The organism is Planotetraspora phitsanulokensis (assembly GCF_016863295.1).
Lineage (GTDB): Bacteria > Actinomycetota > Actinomycetes > Streptosporangiales > Streptosporangiaceae > Planotetraspora > Planotetraspora phitsanulokensis.
The window spans coordinates 146,563-165,500 of the sequence record NZ_BOOP01000022.1; the positions used below are offsets into that span (position 1 = coordinate 146,563).

Here is an 18,938-nt window from a genome sequence, read left to right on the forward strand (position 1 = left end):
TTAGAAATCGCGATCGACGCCGGGAATGCGGTTGAAGACCCACTAGGGGTGCACCTAACCCCACCTCCGCCGGGCGCCTGGCGCCACTGTCCAACGACGCCTCCCTGTCCCAGACTGACGAGCATGAACGAGAGCGGGACGGGCTTGAGAACGGTACGGGCGCTGGCGACGGGCACCGCCCTGTTCGGTGTGGCGTTGTTCGGCGAACTGGTCGCCGCGGTCGCGCTCGTCGGAATGGTGTTGAGCTCGGTGCTCGGCCTGATCTTCCTCGTCCCGCCGGTCGTCCGGCTGGTACGGCGGATGACCAGGCTGAACCGGCGGCTGGCCCACGAGTGGTCCGGTGTCGAGATCGACGAGCCCTACCTTCCCGAGCCCCAACCGCCTGTGCCACTCGCCGACGGCTGGTACCGGGACGGCCGTTCCCTCTACCGGACGCCCAGGATTCCCGCGTTCAACCGCCGGCTGAGCTGGCTGCTGAAGGATTCGGCGACGTGGCGTGACTTCGGGTTCCTCGCGGCGGACGTGTGGGCGGGCGGACTGCTCGCGGGCGCTCCCGCGATCCTCATCGTGGTCGGCGTCGTCCAGGTGGCCGGCGGCAGCCTGCTCGGTCTCCTCTGGCTGCTGCTCGCGCTCGGCTCCGCCCGCTGGTACGCCCCCTGGGCGGTGCACACGCACGGAGTGATCGCCAGGGTGATGCTGGGCTCGACCGAGAAGGCCAGACTCGCGCGGCAGGTCGACCGCCTGGCCCGGGCTCGTACGGACGTCGTCGACTCCCAGGCGGCCGAACTGCGCAGGATCGAGCGCGATCTGCACGACGGCGCACAGGCCCGCCTCGTCGCGGTCGGCATGACGATCGGTGCGGCCGAGGAGCTGATGGAGTCCGACCCTGCCGCCGCGAAGGCCCTGCTCGCCAAGGCCAGAGACGCCTCCTCGACGGCGTTGCAGGAGCTCCGTCAGCTGGTGCGCGGCATCCATCCTCCGGTGCTCGCCGAGCGCGGCCTCGCGGACGCCGTCCGCGCCCTCGCCCTGGACACCCCTCTCCGGGCGCACGTGACCGTGGAGCTGCCCAGCAGGCTCGACGCCCCGTTGGAGTCGGCCGCGTACTTCGCGGTGAGTGAGCTGCTCACCAACGCCGTACGGCACAGCGGTGCGACGCAGGCGTGGATCGACATCAGCAGTGCGGGCGACAAGCTGCGGATCACGGTGACCGACGACGGCCACGGCGGCGCGGACGCCTCGCGCGGCACCGGTCTGGCAGGCATCGAGCGACGGCTGGCCGCGTTCGACGGCGTACTCGCGCTGAACAGCCCGGTGGGCGGCCCGACGACGGCCGTGATCGAGCTGCCGCGGGCGCTCCAGGTCGAACGTCCCCCGCTCACCTGGAAGACGGTGACGATGGGGATATGCTGGTCGCTCTGCTGGCTTCCCCTCTTTCCGCAGGGTTTCGTCGCGATGATCCTCAAGCTGGTGGGCATGAAGGAGAAATCCTGGTTTCTCGCCCTTCACATGCCTCCGTCGCTCCAGTGGCCGACCATCATCGGCATGATCCTTCTGGGCACCGGGATGCTCGCCACCGCGGCCACCCTGTCGGCGCAACACCGGAAGGCGAATGAGGTCGCGTGCGCGTAGCCATCGCGGAAGACCTGCATCTGCTCAGGGAAGGGCTCGTTCATCTGCTGCGCGCCCACAAGTTCGACGTCGTGGCCGCGGTCGAGTCCGGGCCCGAACTGCTCGAGGCCCTGGTCACCGAACGCCCCGACGTCGCGGTCGTCGACGTACGGCTCCCGCCGACGTTCACCGACGAGGGTCTGCAGGCGGCGCTCGCGGCGCGCAAGCGGGTCCCCGGGTTGCCCGTCCTCGTCCTGTCGCAGCACGTCGAGCAGTTGTACGCCAGGGAGTTGCTGGCCGACGGTTCGGGCGGCATCGGCTATCTGCTGAAGGACCGCGTGTTCAACGGCGAGCAGTTCATCGACGCCGTGCGGCGCGTGGCTGCGGGAGGCACGGCGATGGACCCCGAGGTCATCGCCAAACTGCTGGCCAGCAACGCGCGCAACGAACCCGTCGGACGGCTCACGCCGCGCGAGCGCGAGGTGCTGGAGCTCATGGCGGAGGGCAGGTCGAACGCCGCGATCGGCCAGCGGCTGTTCCTCAGCGAGAGCGCGGTCGGAAAGCACACCGCGAACATCTTCGCCAAACTCGACCTGGCCCCGTCGGACGACGACAACCGCCGCGTGCTTGCCGTCCTGGCCTTCCTGAACGAGAAGTAGCGCCGCCTCCGGGGCGCCGCCGGTGGCACACTGGGGCGACGGCTGTTTCTGTCGGTCGCGCGCGTTACCTTCGGCGAGGTACGGCCCGGTGTGGACAGTCGCAGGAGGTCTTGTGAAGTTCCAGGTGAACCGCGATGTTCTCGCTGACGCGGTGGCGTGGACGGCTCGAGTGCTGCCGGGCCGCCCGGCCGTTCCCGCGCTGTCGGGCCTGCTGCTCGAGGCCGGCGACGACCTGCGCATCTCCGCGTTCGACTACGACGTCTCCGCCCGTGCCGACGTCGAGGCGGAGGTGGCGGAGCCGGGGCGGGTGCTGATCCCCGGCAAGGTTCTCGCCGAGATCACCCGGAGTCTGCCGAGCCGACCTGTGGAGATCGTCAGGAGCGGGTCCGAGGCGGTGCTGACCTGCGGAAGTGCCGAGTTCGGCCTGCTCACGCTGCCGGATGAGGATTTCCCGACGGTGCCCGCGATGCCGTCGAGGGTCGGGATGGTCGGCGGCGGGGTCTTCGCCACCGCCGTCGGGCAGGTGGCGGCCGCCGCGAGCCGCGACGACACGCTGCCCATGTTGACCGGCATCCGCATCGACATCGACGGTGTTCAGATGTCGATGGCCGCGACCGACCGTTACCGGATCGCGGCCAGGGAGTTCCTCTGGCATCCGGAGCGTCAGGACGAGAGCCGGGCGGCGATGGTGCCCGCCCGGGTGCTGGTCGAGGTGGCCCGCTCCCTGCGCGGCGGTGAGGTCGTGATCGGTCTCGACGGCAACGTGGCCGGCTTCGAGAGCCAGGGGCGCACCACCACGGTCCGGCTGCTCGACGACCAGTTCATCGACTACCGCTCCCGGCTGTCGGAGCAGTGGGCGATCCACGCCGACGTGGAGGCCGCCCCGTTCGTCGAGGCCATCAAGCGGGTGGCGCTGGTGGCGGAGCGCAACACAGCGGTGCGTCTGTCGTTCTCACAGGGACAGGTGCTGATCCAGGCCGGAGGCGGTGAGATCGGGCGCGGAGCCGAGGTCCTGGAGGCCGAGCTCGACGGCGCCGACATCCAGATCGCCTTCCAGCCCCACTTCCTGTTGGACGGGCTGGCCGGAGTGGAGACCGAGCGCGTCCGGCTCAACATGGACTCGCCGACTCGCCCGGCGTTGATCGCCAACGAGGGGGACGATCCCGACTTCCGCTACCTGGTGATGTCCCTGCGGCTCGCCTGACCCGGCACTCGGCCGGGCCTGCCCGCGGGCGGGGTGGATCAGGCGATGGGGTGGATCAGGCGGTCAGATCCTGCGACTCGGTCAGCGCGATGAGGATGTGCTCCATGCACGCGTGGCCCGCGCGCTCGGCCGCGGTCGCGTCACCCGCGACGATCGCTCTGAAGATCGAGTCGTGGGGGATGTAGTTCTGCTCCAGGGAGCCGCCTGCGGCCGCGATGCTCGCCCGCAGCGCCGCGGAGAAGTCGACGTAGAGGTCGGTCAGCACGCTGTTGTGCGTCGCCTCCACGACCGCGACGTGGAATGCGAGGTCCGACTCGACGAAGGCGTCGGGCTCGCCGCTCGCCCAGGCCTTCTCTCGCTCGGCCAGCGCCGCCTCGATGGCGAGGATGTCCTTCTCGGTGCGCCTGGTCGCGGCGAGCCTGGCGGCCTCGACTTCGAGAGCGCGCCGCACCTCGAGGATCTCGAGTTGCTCGGCGGCACGCAGCCGTCGAGCCATGGCGCCCGACAACTCGCTGGTGGCCCGGACATAGGTGCCGTCGCCTTGACGGCACTCCAGCAGCCCGGCGTGGGTCAGCGCCCGAACGGCCTCACGGACCGTGTTCCGGCCGACACCGAGGTGCTCGGCCAGCACGGTCTCCGTAGGGATCTTGCCGTTCATCGGCCAGGAGCCCGAAGTGATCTGCTCCTTCAGCTGGTCGATCACTTGGTCGACGAGAGACGCTCGCTGCGCCGTCCGCAGACTCACAGTCCGCCTCCTCTTGGGAAACACCAGTCATCCCATGATTGAATGACTGGCCAACCCCAATTATTCCAGAGCCACCGGAACGCCGGAGCTCCAGGGAGGCTAACGGGTGAGTACCGCCGCGGCGGTGGAGCCCGGAATGTTCACGTGGATGCCGACGGCCTCCAGCGCCTTACGATATGCCCCCGCCTGTCGATCAATCGATCCGGCCTGTCCCCACAGGTCGCCGAGCTTGCGCCAGGCCTGTGCGGTCTCCCGGTCGAGTCCTTCGGAGCAGGCGTTGAGCAGATCCTCGGCGCGTTGGAGCGAGGCAGAGGCGTCGTCTGAGCGTGCCATCGTGATCTCGGCCAGAACCAGATGCGCGTCCGCCGTCGCCGCCCCACGGGAATCGGCGAGCACGTCCAATGCCTGACCTGCGGAAACCAGCGCCGCCTCCGCCTCGCCTGCGCGAAGTCGCACGTGCGAGAGCGCCACGAGGCTGCGGCCGTGCTCCAGTTTTTCGTCAGGGAAGACGGCGAAGACGCGGCTCGCCGACAGGGCGAGCTCGTTGGCTCGATCCAAATCGGCGCCTTCGGAACGTGCCGCCGTGAGGCGAGCCCACTGGGTGGCGGTCTTGGCGCTGCGGATGGCCATGCGCGCGGGGCGCCCGGCTGCGAGGGCGTCGTCCGCGAGCTGCACGGCCAGTGCGGAGTCCTCTCCGTCGGCCGCGGTCACGCTGGCCCGCCAGAGACCGAGGGTCTCCGCGGTGCGATCGGTCGCCGCCGGGACTCCCGACTCCGTCAGGACCCGCTCGACGAACGGCAGGCCGGTCTGGGTCTCCACCAGCGCGAGGGCCAGTTCGACCGCGATCTCGCCGTGGACGAAACCGAGCCGCTCGACCTGGGACAGCGCGTGGGCGCCGAGGTCGCGGGCGCGGAGCGTGTCGCCGGCCCTCTGGTAGCACCGGCAGAGCGCCACCGTGAGGGGAAGGTCGGCCAGACGCTCGGGGTGCGCGGCGGCCTCACGGCGGAGCCGCTCGTACGCCTCGACGGCACGGCCGGTCTTGCCCTGTGCGTCGAGCGCACGAGCCCTGCCGAGCCGCGCGTGCGCGGCGAGCATGGCGTTGTCGTCGCCCGCCGCTTTGACGATGTCTCCGAACCGCTCGGCCGCCACGGTGGGATCACCGTGATACAGCTCGAGCTCGGCGTGACGCAGGCCGAGCTCGGTGTCGATGCGCTGCCGAGGTTCGATCCCGTGAAGCAGGAACTCGGTGGTGCATCCGAGGCGCTCGGCGAGCAGCCGCGCGACGACCGGCGTTGGCGTCCGCTTTCCGGACTCGATGAGTGAGACATAACTGTCAGACAGGTCAGGCCCGGCCAACTGGGCCTGCGACATGCGCCTGCTCAACCGCAATCCGCGGACGCGGTCACCGATGGTTCCCTGACTCGGCATTGGTTCTCTCAGGGCGGGGGAATGGTCAATGGTCTCGCCATAATGGCACGAAGCGACCGAATCGTGTAACCCTCCGTCAAGAATCACGACGATGAAGGTTCGATCACGAGACGCTGTGCGTAAGCGGTTCGGCCCGTCAGTCGTCGTCATCCTTGCTGGGGAAGATCATCTGGCAGACCTCCAGGTACAAGGTCTCCGGATAGGGGATGTAGGGGACCGACCGAAGTGCCTGGTCCTGGCCTGCAGACTCCAGGACGAACTCTCCGTAGCCGAGCAGCCGGCCGAGCAGTGACCGCTGGAAGCTCATGTCGGTGACCTTGCCCAGCGGCATCATCGCGACTTTGCGGGTGATGAGGCCGGTGGTGAGGAGCATGCGCTGCGACGTGACGACGAAGTAGTCGACCGACCACTCGGCCACTTTCCAGACGAAACGGATGAGCAGCAGCAGCCAGGCCCACCAGATGATGACAAGGGCCTCGCTGCCCCCCGTGCCGCTCAGCCACTTGCTGAGCAGCCCCGCGAGGATCAGCCCGCCGAAGATCTCGGCCACGGGCCGGAGAAGTACGGCGGGATGACGACGGACCATGATGACTTGTTGTTCGTGGGGGAGGAGGTAACGGTTGACCGACGACGGGGCCGAGTCCCCGTGGGTCACAAGTCTCATGTCAGCTGCGCGAAGAACTGCGCCATCGAGTTGCCCGCGCTCACCAGGCCGTTGTAGGCCCCGTGGACCGTCTGCGCCGCGTCAGCGGGCTTGGACAAGAGGTAGAAGGCCGCCATCCCGATGGCTCCCCACTTGATTACTTTCTTGGCCTGCACTGCCGTCACCACTCCCATGAGCTATACATTACCCAGGCCGCTAGTTCGGTAAAGCGGCAAAATATGAATGTCGGGCCATGTCGATATAGAGCGTCATCACCCCCGCTCCGCCGCCGCGGTCGCGAGTACCTGGAGGTGCTTGCGCGCGATGCGCTCCACCAGGCTCGGAGGGGCGTGGCCCGTCACTTCCACCGCACCGTGGTGCGCGGCCTGGACGCAGCGATTGACGGTGGCCGCCGGGTGAATGCCGGCGAACTCGTCCCTGAGCATGGCCTCGACCTGCTCGTACTGCTCACTGTCCGGAAGCTGACTCATGACTCTCCCCGCTGGCGCGTCCGCTCGCGTGAACGCGAGGCGACGTCGTTGTCACTCTGCGTACCCGAAAGGGCGCGCAGTGTAACTATGGCGCGGGGAGGCGCGAAGGGGGATCAGACCACGCCGTAAAGGCGGTCTCCGGCGTCACCGAGGCCCGGCATGATGTAGCCCTGCTCGTTCAGCCGCTCGTCGAGCGCGGCGGTGACGAGGCGGACGGGCCTGCCGGACCCCTTGAAGGCGTCGTCCATGTGCGCGATGCCCTCGGGAGCGGCCAGCAGGCAGATCGCGGTCACGTCGTCGGCGCCGCGGTCGAACAGGAACTGGACCGCCGCGGCCAGCGTGCCGCCGGTGGCGAGCATCGGGTCGAGCACGTAGCACTGGCGCCCGGACAGATCCTCGGGCAGCCGGGTGGCGTACGTCTGGGCCTTGAGCGTGGACTCGTCGCGGATCATGCCGAGGAAGCCGACCTCCGCGGTGGGCAGGAGACGGGTCATCCCGTCGAGCATCCCCAGCCCGGCGCGCAGGATCGGCACGACGAGCGGCGCCGGCCGGGCCAGCCGTACGCCGTGGGCCGGGGCGAGGGGGGTGTCGACCGTCTGGTCGATGACGCGGACGTCGCGCGTGGCCTCATAGGCGAGCAGGGTGACGAGCTCGTCGGCCAGGCGGCGGAACGTCGGCGAGTCGGTCCGGACGTCGCGAAGCGCGGTCAGCTTGTGGGCGACGAGCGGATGATCGACTACCAGGGTCTCCATGGTTAAAGAAGTTACCGTCCCCTGGTGGAGTCTTCGACGCCGCCTGACTCTTTTGATCACAATTTGGGGAGAGCGCCGGACGGTGGGACTCCGAGTCTGGGACCATTACATGACGTGAGGACCATGCCCGTAGGGATGACGATGACAGACGTGGACGCGCTTGACTTCGCCATCGTGGTCTACCGCGAAGACGATCAATGGGAGGCCGAGATGCTTCCCGTGGCGCTCACCTCCGACCTGCGTGGCTTGATTCACGCCTTGCGGCAGACCCCGAGCATGGGGACCACGATTGGCCTGGTCGCCGTGGGGGATGACTTCTTCGTGGCATTACGGATCTTTGGCGAAGAGGTAGGAATTTTCCTCTCCGACATCACCGCCTCCTGGGACTGGCCGCTCGCGCAGCAGGTGCTCGAGTACCTCGACGTGCCCGTCCCCGAGGAGGAGGAGCTCGACAGCGTCCTTCCCGCGGGAGATCTGTCGATCTTCGCCGACCTGGGGCTGGACGAGATGGAGCTCGGAGCCCTCTCCGGAGATCTCGACCTGCTGCCGGACGAGGTGCTTTCGAGCATCGCCGCCCGGCTGGGGTTCTCCCAGCCGTTCGAACGCGCCGTCGACGCCGCCCTCGGCTGAGTCGGGAGACGGGCATGCCCTCCAGACCGAATCTCTTCTCCGCCGCCTTCGCGAAGATCAACGGTGGGTGGAGCGGGACAGAGGTGGATCTCAGCGATGTCGAGATCGCCGACGATCTGACCGACTCCGTCCAGGAGGCGCTGGGGCTCAACGGCGACGAGCTGGCGCTGCTCTGCGTGGAGATCGAGGACGAGTGGTTCGCGATCGTCCGCTACGACGGAGACGCCGATCCCCGGCTCTTCCTCTCCGACGCGCACGCCGCGCAGGCCGACCCCCTCGGAGAGATCTTCGCCGAGCTCGCCGGCGTGGCCGTGGAGAAGGACACCCCCGATCTCGGGGTACGGCCGGCGGGCGACTTCGAGCTGCTGGCCGACTTCTCGCTGAGCGCCGACGAGCTGCTGGAGCTCAGCATGGAGGAGGGCGCGCTCCCCGCGGACGTCCTCGCCGTGATCGCCGAACGCCTCTCCTTCGCCGACGAGTTCGACCGGCTGCGGTGAACGGCTCGTTCCTGGAGGACTTCGAGCCCGCCATGCGGCTCGCCCTGGCGGAGGCCGTACGGGCCGGACAGCGTGGTGAGGTTCCTGTCGGCGCGGTCGTGGTGGACCGGGACGGCTCGGTGTTGTCGGCCGCGGGGAACGACCGGGAGGCGAGCGGCGACCCGACGGCCCATGCCGAGGTGCTCGCCCTTCGCGCCGCCGCCGAGGCCGCCGGGCAGTGGCGGTTGTCCGGCTGCACGCTCCTGGTCACGCTGGAGCCCTGCACCATGTGCGCCGGCGCCGCGGTGCTCGCCCGGGTCGACCGGGTCGTGTACGGCGCGGCCGACGAGAAGGCAGGGGCCGCGGGTTCCCTCTGGGACGTGATCAGGGATCGCCGGCTCAATCACCGTCCCGAGGTCGTCATGGGCGTGCTGGCGGACGAGTGCGCCGCCGTCCTCAGGGACTTCTTCGCCGACCGCCGTCCCTGACCCTCCCGATCCTCAGGCGGCGCCGCCGTTCGCGGAGGCCGCACCGGTTCAACGGAGGCGCGGGCAGGTGGGTTCGTCCGGTAAGCTGCTGCGCGGTGGAGTCGCCTAGTGGCCGAGGGCGCACGCCTCGAAAGCGTGTGATGGGGCAACCTATCCGTGGGTTCAAATCCCACCTCCACCGCCACCGAAATTGAGCCGCTGACCTGCGTGTACAGGTCGGCGGCTCTTTTGTTTCCCGTGTCGGCGCGGGGCGGTACCCGTGGCGGGGCAGGGGACCGCGAGACGTACGACGACGAAGCCACAGGGGGCCCAGGCGCACCGGCGAGCGCTCGTGGCCTCCATGTGATCATGTATCCGTGGGAACACGGAATTCCCGCAGCTCCCTAAGAGGAGATGTGGGAGATGAGAGACCAAACCGATACGGGAACGATCCAAACGGATCAATAGGCCCCAACTAGGCTGCGGCTCGCACTTGATGTCCAAGACCAGGAGTCCCTGTGCTGAAAGAGGACGGCATGCTCCGCGTGCGACAGGGGCTGGAGACTCCCGCGTCTCCGGATACTCCTCCCGTCGTCGGCGGGTCGGCCAAAGGGCTCCGGCTCGTCGAACTGGACGCGTTACGGTTCGTCGCCGCGTTCGCTGTCGTCTCGTTCCACTTCATGGCGGCCAGTCACGCCCTCTGGGGCGTCTGGCCGGCGGCCGACGTCTTCCCGGCCGTCGGCCGGGTCACGACGCTGGGCATCCTCGGGGTGGAGCTGTTCTTCCTCATCAGCGGCTTCGTGATCCTGATGAGCGTCTGGGGTCGCACCATCGGCGAGTTCGCGATCTCTCGGGTGTCGCGGCTCTATCCGACCTACTGGTACGCGATCATCGTGATCTTCGTCTTGTACCGGTTCAGCGGCGTCGACGTCTTCGATCCTCACCTGACGACTGGGAAATACCTCGTCAACCTGACCTTGCTGCAGGAGGCGTTCGGCGTCGGCCATGCCAGCGGCGTCATCTGGTCACTATGGGCAGAGCTGCGGTTCTACGCCCTGGTCGCGGTGTTCTCCCTGTTCGGGATCACAGCGCGGCGGTGCCTGGTCTTCATGTCGGTGTGGATCGTTCTCGCGGTCGTCGCCGAGATCACCAAATTCGGCGTACTCACCTTCGTGTTCATGCCGCGGCAGGCGCCGTACTTCATCGCCGGCATGGCCTTCTATCTGATCTACCGGTTCCGGTCGGTCGCAGCCTGGGCCGTCGTGGCCGTCGCGTACGGCATGTCCATCTATGTCGCCCTGCTGCGAATCCAGGATCGCGTGGACGCGCTCACCCTCAAGTACTTCCCTGCTCCCCCGGCGGCCGTGGTCATCGCGGTGACGCTGATCTTCACGCTGATGGCCGCGGTCGCCCTTGGCTGGCTCCGGTGGCTGCGCTGGCGGCCCCTCGTCACCATCGGCGCCCTCACCTACCCGCTGTACCTGCTCCACCAGTCGGTGTCCGCCGTCCTGATTCCCACGTATCGGCGTGAGATGAACCATTGGTTGCTCGTCGCCATCACCATCGCCGTCTCGATCGCGATCGCCTACCTCGTGTATCGGCTCGTCGACAAGCCTGGGCAGAAGTGGCTCCGCGCTCGCCTGAGTGGGATCTTCCTGAGCCGGGCACGAAAGAACGCCCCGCAGCTCTCGTAGGAGATGCCGGACGTCGGCGGGGGAGTTCCGCGATCCACTTCACGGCCCCGCCGGTTGAGGTCAGATCCAGCCGGAGGCCATCAGGGACAGCGCCTTCTCCGTCGGCGTGCCGATCTCGGGCTCCAACGTGAAGATGAACATGTCGGCGTCGGCGACGAGCAACGTCTCGCGTTCCAGCGTCAGGTCGCCCAACCCGCGATAGCGCAGGCGCAGGGGGCCGGGCTTGATCAGTCCAACGTCGTAACGCCTCCAAAGTTCGTGGAAGCGCCTGCTCTCGCTCGAGAGCTCTTCGACCAGCTCGGCGGCGAAGGAGTGGCCGGAGACGCCGGTCGTGGCGCGGAGGTGAGCCACGTGGAGGGCGGCCTCCTGATCCCACTCCAGGATGCCCTCGTGTGCCACGGGGTTGAGGAAGAGCATGCGCATGAGGTTGTCGCCGTGCCGCAGTCCCCCGTGGAGGACGGTGGCCATGTGGTTCCTGGCCAGCACGTCCATACGGCGGTTGAGCGCGATCGCCGGCCAGTGCAGCTTGTCCACGAGCCGTGTGGCTCTCGCCTCCGGAGGGTCCGCGGCCGGTGGTTCGCCGGTGCACGGGTTGGCGAGGCGGTGCAGATATCGGGTGGCCTCCGAATCGAGGCGAAGGACCTGTGCCAGAGCCTCGAGCACCCGGTGGGAGGGGTGCGGCACCCGGCCCTGTTCGATCCGGACGTAGTAGTCGTGACTGATGCCGGCCAGGTGGGCGACCTCCACGCGGCTCAGCCCCGACGCGTTCCGCCGGCCGCCCGGCTGGAGCCCCGCCTGATCGCGGGACGTCACCTTCCGCCGCGCGGTAAGGAACGCGCCCAGCTGTCGCCCATCACGCATTTCGCCAGGTTACAGCCGCGAAGTGGACGGCAGGCGCGGCCTCCCGGGCCCGCGTATCAGTACGGGTGCCTTACAGGGGTGGCACACCCCTATGACAAAAAAGTCCACTTATATCCCATATGTGCACGCTGTTAGCGTCCGACCGGAATTTGCTCGGGCCGGTGCCCCCTCTTCGTGACGCCGGAAGACACCTATGAGGAGAAGATGATGACGACGGCTCAGACGCCCGATCCGGCTCCGGTGATGGCGGACTACGGGCGGATGATGTCCATGGTCACCGGTTTCTGGGTGAGCCAGGTGGTACGTGCCGCGGCGGTGTTCAACATCGCCGAGCACGTGGCAGGCGGTCGGACGACCGCGGCCGAGATCGCCGAGGCGGAGTCCGCCGACCCGGACGCCGTCCGGCGGCTGCTGCGCACCTGGGCGTCGCTGGGCCTGCTCACCTCCGGCGACGGTGTGCACTTCGCGGGCACGAGCCTGCTGGCCACTCTGCACCCGGACAGTCCGCACTCCCTTCACCACCTCGCGCTCTCCCAGGCGGCCCCGGGTCACTGGCAGCCCTGGGGCCGGTTCCCCGACGCCGTCCGCTCCGGAGCGACGCAGGGTCCCGCCGCCTACGGAAGCGAAGTCTGGGACTACCTGGCCGGGAACCCGGAGGAGGCCCTCTACTTCACCCGGTCGCTGGCGAACATCACGGCGATGACCAACGCCGAGGTGGCCCGCCAGATCGGCGGGGCCGGCCTGACCGTGGACGTGGGCGGCGCGGACGGCTCGCTCATCCGCGAGCTCATGCGGAATCACCCCGGCATGCGGGGCGTGGTCCTCGACCGGCCCGACGTGGTTCCGGCCGCGCTGGAGGCGGCCAAGGCGGACGGCCTCGATGACCGGTTCGACGTCGTGGGCGGCGACTTCTTCCAGGACGTTCCCCCCGCCGACCTCTACCTGCTGCGGTACATCGTCCACGACTGGGACGACGAGCAGGCCGTCCGCATCCTGGCGAACTGCAGGGGGTCCCTCAACGAGGGTGGCCGGGTGGCCGTGGTGGAACTCCTGGTCGGACCGGTCGGCACCCCTGGCCTCGCGCCGGTGATGGACGCCAACATGCTGGTCATGACCGGAGGGCGCGAGCGCGACCTCGCCGAGTACGACGCGCTCTTCACCCAGGCCGGGCTTCGCCGGACCCGGGTGGCGGAGGCGGGGAACATGGTGGTCATCGAGGCTGTGGCCGTCTGACGAAGCGACCCGATCGCCGCTGCATTCGAGCCGCTGACCTGCGCGGAAGGTCGGCGGCTCAGTTGTTCGGACTATCGCGCCCTCGGTTCGGCGAACGCGTTCAACCTGGACAGCGCCCGCTCGGAGTCGCTGCCGGGCTCCGCCTGGCAGACGACGAGTTTCTGGCCGGGGGCGTTGTCCACGCTGAAGACGTCACAGGAGAGGGTGAGCTCGCCGACGCGGCGGTGGCGGAATCGGATCGTGTCGTGGGTCTTGGCCCTCACGTCGTGGCGTGCCCACATCTGGCGGAAGTCGTCGCTCGCGTGCGAGAGCTCCTCGACCAGTTCGAGCAGGGCGTGCAGCGTAGAAAATATAGATTCAAATCTTCGCAAAGTGGGCTATTTGCAGGCGTCACTCTGCGTCCGGCTCCGGCCTCCGAGGGGCGGGATCGCTCAGGACGGGAGGTCGAGGATCCTGGCGTGCAGGACCGACCGCTGGTGCAGCGCCGCCCGCAGGGCGCGGTGCAGGCCGTCCTCGAGGTAGAGCTCGCCGTTCCACTGGACGACGTGCGGAAACAGGTCGCCGTAGAACGTGGAGTCCTTGGCGAGCAACGAGTGGAGGTCCAGCACCGCCTTCGTGGTGATCAGGGTGTCCAGCCTGACCTGTCGCGGCGGGATCTGCGCCCACTCGCGATGGGACAGGCCGTGTTCAGGGTAAGGCCGTCCGTCACCGACCAACTTAAAGATCACGGTACGTAGTTTAAGAGAGGAATGCCGTCGATTTCCTCCGGGCCGGTTCCTTCGGCCTGCCACATCAGATGCCTCCGGAGAAGGTGTCGCAGCGAGCGGGGTCGCCGGACTCGTATCCGTTCTTGAACCACTTGGTCCGCTGAGCCGACGTTCCGTGTGTGAAGGCGTCGCGGTCGATGCGCCCGGTCGCCTGCTCCTGGATGCGGTCGTCGCCGACCGCCGACGCCGCGTCGAGCGCCTCACGGATGTCGGCGTCGCTGAACGGCTTGGCGTAGAAACCCGTGCCCACCGCGTTGTGGGCCCAGATTCCGGCGTAGCAGTCCGCCTGGAGTTCGAGCCGTACGGAGGCGCCCTCGGCGCCCCGGCCCTGGCCGAACCTCTGCATGGTGCCGAGCAGGTCCTGCACGTGGTGTCCGTACTCGTGAGCGATGACGTAGGCCTGGGCGAACGGCCCGCCCTCGGCGCCGAACCGCGTCCGAAGGTCGTTGAAGAAGCCGAGGTCCAGGTAGACCTTCTGATCGGCCGGGCAGTAGAACGGGCCGACCGAGGAGTCGGCGGTGCCGCATGCCGTCCGGACGGCGCCCGAGAACAGGACGGTCTTGGCGGGGGTGTATCCGTCGATCCTTTGCCCCCAGTAGTTCTGGATGCTGTTGACCACTCCGACGACCCGGCACTTCTCGGACTGGTCGGCGTCGGCCCCGGTACGGCACTGCTGCGTCAGGTCGGAACCCGGCTGAAGAGCGGGCTGCTCGGCTCCGCCGGTGATGTCGCCGGGATTGAGGCCGAAGATGAGGGCCAGGATGAGAGCGATGATTCCGGCGGCCCCGCCGCCGATCGCGATCCCCCCGCGTGGCATGCCGCCGCGCCGCCCGCCGACGTCTTCCACCTGCGACGCGTCGAGTCGCGCATCGTCATCGAAATCCATCTTTGACGCTCCCAAGGTGGGCGCGCTGATCGCGCGGTAGATGTTGTCGCTTCGCGCGTTCTGCCCGCGAAAGGGAAGACCACTCACCTCGGGGAATCCCGGCGGGCGCGGTGGCCTCGGTGCGACACGCGCCTTCCGGACCGTTTCCCGATGAATTGCCAGGCCATGCGGGAATGTCATCGCCCGCAGTGGATCGTTCCGATTATTGGCCATTTATGTAAGGGTTTGTGACACGATGCCGGTGTGGCGCAGACTTTCGAACGGGCGGTTGGAAAACCCGGCGGGAGTGCGCCGCTGTCGGTCAGGGACCGGCTCGTGCCGCCGATGCCCGGGAGCCGTCTGTGGGGATGGCTCGGACCGCTGATCGTCGCGGTCTTCGGAGGGATCCTCCGGTTCGACCGGCTCGGCACCCCGAACGCGGTCGTGTTCGACGAGACCTACTACGCCAAGGACGCCTTCTCCACGATCACCCATGGCGTCGAGCGGCAGTTCGTCGACGGGGCCGACGCCCTGATGCTCGGCGGGAACACGCAGATCTTCAAGACGTGCGCCCAGGCCGAGCAGTGCGGGGCCTTCGTCGCGCATCCCCCTCTCGGCAAGTGGATGATCGGCGTCGGCGAGTGGCTGTTCGGTCTCACGCCGTTCGGCTGGCGGTTCATGGCCGCTCTGGTGGGCACCGCCTCGCTGTTCGTCCTGGCCCGGGTGGCCCGGCGCCTGACGCGCTCCACCCTGCTCGGCTGTCTCGCCGGCTTCCTGCTCGCGCTGGACGGCCTGCACTTCGTCCTGTCGCGTACGGCACTGCTCGACGTCTTCCTGATGTTCTGGGTGCTCGCCGGGTTCGGCTGCCTGGTGGTCGACCGGGACCGCGCCAGGGAACGGCTCGTCGACTGGTACCAGAGCTCCGCCGTGACCGCGCCGTGGCCCCGGCTGGGCCTGCGGCCGTGGCGCCTGGCCGCCGGGCTCTGCCTGGGGGCCGCGCTGGCCACCAAGTGGACGGGCGCGTTCTTCATCCTGGCTTTCACGATCATGACCCTGGTGTGGGACGCGGGCGCCCGCCGGGCGATCGGCCTGCCGCGGCCCTACCGGACGGCGTGGCGCCTCGACTGGCCGCTCGGCGTCGCCTGGACGCTCGCCGTGCCCGTGGTCACGTGGGTCGGCTCGTACGCCGGGTGGTTCGCCACGGACAAGGGCTGGGGCCGCAACTGGGAACAGGCGACGTCGAACGGATGGGCCTTCTTCGTCTTCGACTCGCTCCGGTCATGGATGGGTTACCAGGACCAGGTGCTCGGCTTCCACGAAGGACTGACCGTGCACCACGACTACCAGTCGTGGCCCTGGCAGTGGCCGTTGCTGCTCAGGCCGGTGTCGTTCCACTACCAGACGCCGACCGGCGGTTGCGGCGCGGACACCTGCACCTCTGCCGTGCTGGCGACCGGCACCCCGGTGATCTGGCTCGGGGCGCTGGCAGCGCTGATCGTGCTGGTCGTGTGGTACTTCAACACGCGCGACTGGCGGGCGGGAGCCGTCCTCGGCGCCTATCTGGCCGGGTGGCTGCCATGGTTCTACTTCGCCATGGCCGATCACCGGACCATGTTCCTGTTCTACGCACTCCCGATGGTGCCGTTCATGATCCTGGCGCTCGTGCTGGTGGCCGGACTGATCATCGGCCCTGTGGGCGCGTCCGCGAGACGCCGGATCGCGGGCACCTCGGTGGTGGGCGCGTTCGCGCTGCTGGCCCTGGTGAACTTCTGGTGGTTGTCGCCCGTCTTCACTGCGACGACCATCTCCTATCAGGAGTGGCTGTGGCGCATGATCCCGCGCAGCTGGGTCTGACCGATTACGGTCGTCGCCATGGTCGAATCTGCAGAAACCGGACCCTCCGTCCAGCCCGTGACCGCTGACGACCTCGAGCGGGCCGTCCGGCTCGCCGTCGACGTCCTCACGGACGTTCCGGAGGACTCGTGGGACCGGAGGGCCGGCTCGCTGGAGTGGACGTGCTGGGAAACCGTCGAGCATCTCGCCGACGACCTGTTCGCCTACGCCGCCCAGCTGGGCCCAAGGAAGCCGCCCCAGGACACGCACGTGCCGTTCACCTGGGAGAGGCGAAGGCCGGAAGGTCCCGTGAACACCATCTTCGCCAAGCGCGAGGCCGGGCGTGACGGACTGTTGCAGGTGCTCGAGGCGTGCGGCGCGATGCTGGTCGGCGTGGTGCGCATGACGCCGCCGGGAGTGCTCGCGCACCACGTCTTCGGCGCCTCGGACGCCGAGGGCTTCGCCGCGATGGGGACCGTGGAGACCCTGGTGCACACCCACGATCTGGCCGAGGGGCTCGGGCTGACCTGGAACCCGCCCGCCGATCTCTGCTCACGGGTGCTCCACCGGCTGTTCCCCGGCACAGTGGTGACCGCGGATCCGTGGACCACCCTGTTGTGGGCCACGGGGCGCGCCGAGCTTCCCGGCCGCCCGCGCCTGACCACCTGGCGCTGGTACGGCACGCCCCGTTGAGGTGACGCCGGCGCGCCTCGCCGCCCACGCCCCCGTGGTGCGGACGGACGAGGCGCCGGGTGTCTCGCCTCTGCCTGGAGCCCGTTCGAAGGAATCAGGTGAACGGCAGTTCGGCCGGGGGCTTCGGCTTGGTGTCGGTCCACTGCGCCGAGCGGAGGGTCCAGTAGTTGATGACGAAGCCCGGCTTCATCTCCGCGTACGGGCCGCCGGGCCGCGTCAGCTCCTCATGCTCGGACAGCACCGCTCCGGTGCGCTCATCGAAGACGATCACGGCTCGGGAGCGGTAGGTCCCCTGCTCGGCTTTCGGCGCGCCGAACTCGCCGGTGACCGTTATGGCGCGGTCGTCGGCGGCCAGTGCGACCCCCCGGCGACCCAGCGGGTCGGTCACGCCGCCGATCGAGTGGATGCCCGGCTGGTCGGCCAGCGCCCGCATCAGACCCGCTCGGACCTTCGGCGGCAACGGGCCGGCCAGGAGTGAGGCGACCCTCATGATCTCGGCCATGGGGGTCTGTGCCTGATGGGTGGGATTCTTCGGCGGTTTGCCCGCCCCCTTGACCATCTCCGTCTCGCTCAGGAACCTGTCAGCGAGCTCGGCCGGGTCGGTCGGCAGGTTCCGCAGGTCCTCGGCCGACGTCCCGCCAGGGAACTCCCCGCCGCCGGCGGCGTTCGGCCGGTCCGCCTGCCACTTCGTCGCCTTGGCGGTGTAGGTGTAGTAGTGATCGTTCGACCAGACGCGGAAGCTCGACGGCGACCCCGCCGTGCGCCACCGTGCCGCGTCCCGCGCCGTCGGCGGGCGGGCCGGCAGGTCACGTCCGTAGTACGCCTCACCCATGCCGGGCTTCGCGCCCCACCAGCTGAACATCTCGCTGTGCGCACCGGTGATCGCGTAGGTCCCCGTCTTCGGACGCATGATGTAGGACTGGCCCTGGATCAGGTCGGTGGACCAGTACTTGCCGATCGGCTGCTGTTCCGCCTTCTCCGCTGCCGCGAGGATCGCCGCCTTGCCGTCCAGGTGCAACGGGGCGGGCTGCGCGGGCGCGTTCCCCCCGCCGGGTGTGTTCCCGCTGACGACCGTGTTGCCTCCGGCCAGCGTGATCGCCACGGTCGCCGCCGCGGCCGCCGCGAGCGCACCGCTCAGCCCCCACCGCAGCCGGGGCAGTGAACGGCGGGGCGGCTCGTCCAGCAGTGCCTTCGCCCTGGCGATCGCCGTGGCGGTGGGTGGGGCGGGCTCGGGGTAGCCGTCCCGGACCATCCGGACCTCATCCATGCTGTTCCTCCAAAGTGAGCATCGGATTGGTTCCGCCAAGCGCCTTGCGCAGCGTGGTTCGGGCACGGTTCAGCCGGGAGCCGACCGTGCCATAGGAGATCCCCAGCGCCGCCGCGACCTCGTCGTGGCGGAGGTCGGCCAGGGCCACGAGCAGCAACACGTCGCGTTGCCCTCGCGGCAGCGCCGCGATCGCCCCGGCGAGCTCGCCCCGCAGGCCCTGGGCGCTGACCCGCGCGTCGACCCGTTCGGCGTGCTCCTCGGCGAGGCGGCCCGGGCCGAGGCGCGCGCCCGCCCGCAGCGCGCGGACTTCGGCCCGCTGGTGCCGGCCGATCACCTTCGTCGCGATGCCGTACAGCCAGGTGCGCACGCCCGCGCGTTCCGGGTCGTAGCGCCGGCGCTGCCGGAACGCCTCAAGGAACGTCTGCGCCGCGACGTCGTCGGCGGCGTCCGGACCGAGCCGCTTGGCCGCGTACCGGTGGATCTCGGCGAAGTAGACGTCGAAGACCTCGTCGAAACGCTCGGCCGGGCGAGGCGGGGGGTCCCCTGTCATGTGGTGCCTTTCCATAGAGCGGATGGCGGTCACATGGGTATCAACCGCAGGCCGCCTCTGCTTTCCCGCTCC

The 18,938-nt window shown here is 68.9% G+C and carries 22 protein-coding genes and 1 tRNA gene; 11 read left to right on the forward strand and 12 right to left on the reverse strand.

Features of this window, described 5'->3' with window-relative positions; translation table 11 throughout:
• The first annotated feature begins 123 nt into the window (after positions 1–123).
• The 3 genes from Pph01_RS24475 to dnaN all read left to right on the forward strand — a co-directional run bounded on the left by Pph01_RS24475 (position 124) and on the right by dnaN (position 3,471).
• Positions 124–1,629: a sensor histidine kinase gene (locus Pph01_RS24475; RefSeq protein WP_204075493.1), complete on the forward strand. Its 1,506-nt coding sequence runs from the start codon at positions 124–126 to the stop codon at positions 1,627–1,629.
• The gene (locus tag Pph01_RS24480) at positions 1,620–2,267 is read left to right on the forward strand and encodes a LuxR C-terminal-related transcriptional regulator (protein WP_204075494.1); all 648 of its coding nucleotides are present in this window, start codon (positions 1,620–1,622) and stop codon (positions 2,265–2,267) included. Before Pph01_RS24475 ends, Pph01_RS24480 begins: the two co-directional genes overlap by 10 nt.
• A 112-nt stretch (positions 2,268–2,379) precedes the next feature.
• Complete coding sequence (gene dnaN / locus Pph01_RS24485) at positions 2,380–3,471, forward strand: DNA polymerase III subunit beta (protein WP_204075495.1); 1,092 nt, start codon at positions 2,380–2,382, stop codon at positions 3,469–3,471.
• A gap of 55 nt (positions 3,472–3,526) precedes the next feature.
• Here dnaN and Pph01_RS24490 read toward each other — a convergent pair whose 3' ends face one another.
• From Pph01_RS24490 to upp, 6 genes are all read right to left on the reverse strand, one after another.
• Positions 3,527–4,216, reverse strand: a complete 690-nt coding sequence (locus tag Pph01_RS24490) for a FadR/GntR family transcriptional regulator (protein ID WP_204075496.1) — start codon at positions 4,214–4,216, stop codon at positions 3,527–3,529.
• A gap of 99 nt (positions 4,217–4,315) precedes the next feature.
• A complete protein-coding gene (locus tag Pph01_RS24495; RefSeq protein ID WP_204075497.1) occupies positions 4,316–5,644 on the reverse strand; it encodes a helix-turn-helix domain-containing protein in 1,329 nt (442 codons plus the stop codon).
• Between the two features lie 136 nt (positions 5,645–5,780).
• Positions 5,781–6,308, reverse strand: coding sequence for a PH domain-containing protein (locus Pph01_RS24500; protein WP_203884531.1), 528 nt, complete (start codon positions 6,306–6,308; stop codon positions 5,781–5,783).
• Positions 6,305–6,481 (reverse strand): hypothetical protein, encoded by a 177-nt coding sequence (locus tag Pph01_RS24505; protein ID WP_204075498.1) that lies wholly within the window; start codon positions 6,479–6,481, stop codon positions 6,305–6,307. Before Pph01_RS24505 ends, Pph01_RS24500 begins: the two co-directional genes overlap by 4 nt.
• 78 nt (positions 6,482–6,559) lie before the next feature.
• Positions 6,560–6,778 (reverse strand): three-helix bundle dimerization domain-containing protein, encoded by a 219-nt coding sequence (locus Pph01_RS24510; protein WP_203952782.1) that lies wholly within the window; start codon positions 6,776–6,778, stop codon positions 6,560–6,562.
• A 113-nt stretch (positions 6,779–6,891) separates the two neighbouring features.
• A complete protein-coding gene (upp, locus tag Pph01_RS24515; RefSeq protein ID WP_204075499.1) occupies positions 6,892–7,530 on the reverse strand; it encodes a uracil phosphoribosyltransferase in 639 nt (212 codons plus the stop codon).
• Positions 7,531–7,671: 141 nt separating this feature from the next.
• Here upp and Pph01_RS24520 point away from each other — a divergent pair, with 141 nt between their 5' ends.
• The 5 genes from Pph01_RS24520 to Pph01_RS24540 all read left to right on the forward strand — a co-directional run bounded on the left by Pph01_RS24520 (position 7,672) and on the right by Pph01_RS24540 (position 10,797).
• The gene (locus Pph01_RS24520; protein WP_373315682.1) at positions 7,672–8,160 is read left to right on the forward strand and encodes a tRNA adenosine deaminase-associated protein; all 489 of its coding nucleotides are present in this window, start codon (positions 7,672–7,674) and stop codon (positions 8,158–8,160) included.
• A 14-nt stretch (positions 8,161–8,174) separates the two neighbouring features.
• Positions 8,175–8,657 carry a tRNA adenosine deaminase-associated protein gene (locus Pph01_RS24525; RefSeq protein ID WP_204075501.1) on the forward strand — a complete coding sequence of 161 codons (483 nt, stop codon included), beginning with the start codon at positions 8,175–8,177 and terminating at the stop codon, positions 8,655–8,657.
• 32 nt (positions 8,658–8,689) lie between these two features.
• Entirely contained in the window at positions 8,690–9,124 is a 435-nt protein-coding gene (gene tadA, locus Pph01_RS24530) for a tRNA adenosine(34) deaminase TadA (protein WP_204075582.1), read from the forward strand.
• 94 nt (positions 9,125–9,218) lie between these two features.
• Positions 9,219–9,308 (forward strand) — tRNA-Ser (locus Pph01_RS24535).
• A gap of 313 nt (positions 9,309–9,621) precedes the next feature.
• A complete protein-coding gene (locus Pph01_RS24540) occupies positions 9,622–10,797 on the forward strand; it encodes an acyltransferase family protein (protein WP_204075502.1) in 1,176 nt (391 codons plus the stop codon).
• Positions 10,798–10,857: 60 nt separating this feature from the next.
• On the opposite strand, the gene Pph01_RS24545 is transcribed toward Pph01_RS24540, so the two are convergent.
• A complete protein-coding gene (locus Pph01_RS24545; protein WP_204075503.1) occupies positions 10,858–11,658 on the reverse strand; it encodes a helix-turn-helix transcriptional regulator in 801 nt (266 codons plus the stop codon).
• A 207-nt stretch (positions 11,659–11,865) separates the two neighbouring features.
• On the opposite strand from Pph01_RS24545, the gene Pph01_RS24550 reads away from it, so the two are divergent.
• Positions 11,866–12,891 (forward strand): methyltransferase, encoded by a 1,026-nt coding sequence (locus tag Pph01_RS24550; RefSeq protein WP_204075504.1) that lies wholly within the window; start codon positions 11,866–11,868, stop codon positions 12,889–12,891.
• A gap of 71 nt (positions 12,892–12,962) precedes the next feature.
• Here the strand turns inward: Pph01_RS24550 and Pph01_RS24555 are convergent, their stop codons facing one another.
• The 3 genes from Pph01_RS24555 to ypfJ all read right to left on the reverse strand — a co-directional run bounded on the left by Pph01_RS24555 (position 12,963) and on the right by ypfJ (position 14,544).
• Positions 12,963–13,262: an MmyB family transcriptional regulator gene (locus tag Pph01_RS24555; protein ID WP_204075505.1), complete on the reverse strand. Its 300-nt coding sequence runs from the start codon at positions 13,260–13,262 to the stop codon at positions 12,963–12,965.
• Between the two features lie 60 nt (positions 13,263–13,322).
• Positions 13,323–13,619, reverse strand: a complete 297-nt coding sequence (locus Pph01_RS24560; RefSeq protein ID WP_203884540.1) for a type II toxin-antitoxin system VapB family antitoxin — start codon at positions 13,617–13,619, stop codon at positions 13,323–13,325.
• Positions 13,620–13,683: 64 nt separating this feature from the next.
• Positions 13,684–14,544 (reverse strand): KPN_02809 family neutral zinc metallopeptidase, encoded by an 861-nt coding sequence (gene ypfJ, locus Pph01_RS24565; protein ID WP_204075506.1) that lies wholly within the window; start codon positions 14,542–14,544, stop codon positions 13,684–13,686.
• A 243-nt stretch (positions 14,545–14,787) separates the two neighbouring features.
• Between ypfJ and Pph01_RS24570 the strand changes: the two genes are divergently transcribed.
• Positions 14,788–16,377: a dolichyl-phosphate-mannose--protein mannosyltransferase gene (locus tag Pph01_RS24570; protein ID WP_308441917.1), complete on the forward strand. Its 1,590-nt coding sequence runs from the start codon at positions 14,788–14,790 to the stop codon at positions 16,375–16,377.
• Positions 16,378–16,395: 18 nt separating this feature from the next.
• On the forward strand, positions 16,396–17,049 hold the full coding sequence (locus Pph01_RS24575; protein ID WP_204075507.1) for a DinB family protein: 654 nt from the start codon (positions 16,396–16,398) through the stop codon (positions 17,047–17,049).
• Positions 17,050–17,143: 94 nt separating this feature from the next.
• Here the strand turns inward: Pph01_RS24575 and Pph01_RS24580 are convergent, their stop codons facing one another.
• Positions 17,144–18,316 (reverse strand): CU044_5270 family protein, encoded by a 1,173-nt coding sequence (locus Pph01_RS24580; RefSeq protein ID WP_204075508.1) that lies wholly within the window; start codon positions 18,314–18,316, stop codon positions 17,144–17,146.
• On the reverse strand, positions 18,309–18,866 hold the full coding sequence (locus Pph01_RS24585) for an RNA polymerase sigma factor (RefSeq protein WP_204075509.1): 558 nt from the start codon (positions 18,864–18,866) through the stop codon (positions 18,309–18,311). Before Pph01_RS24585 ends, Pph01_RS24580 begins: the two co-directional genes overlap by 8 nt.
• Positions 18,867–18,938 lie beyond the last annotated feature (72 nt).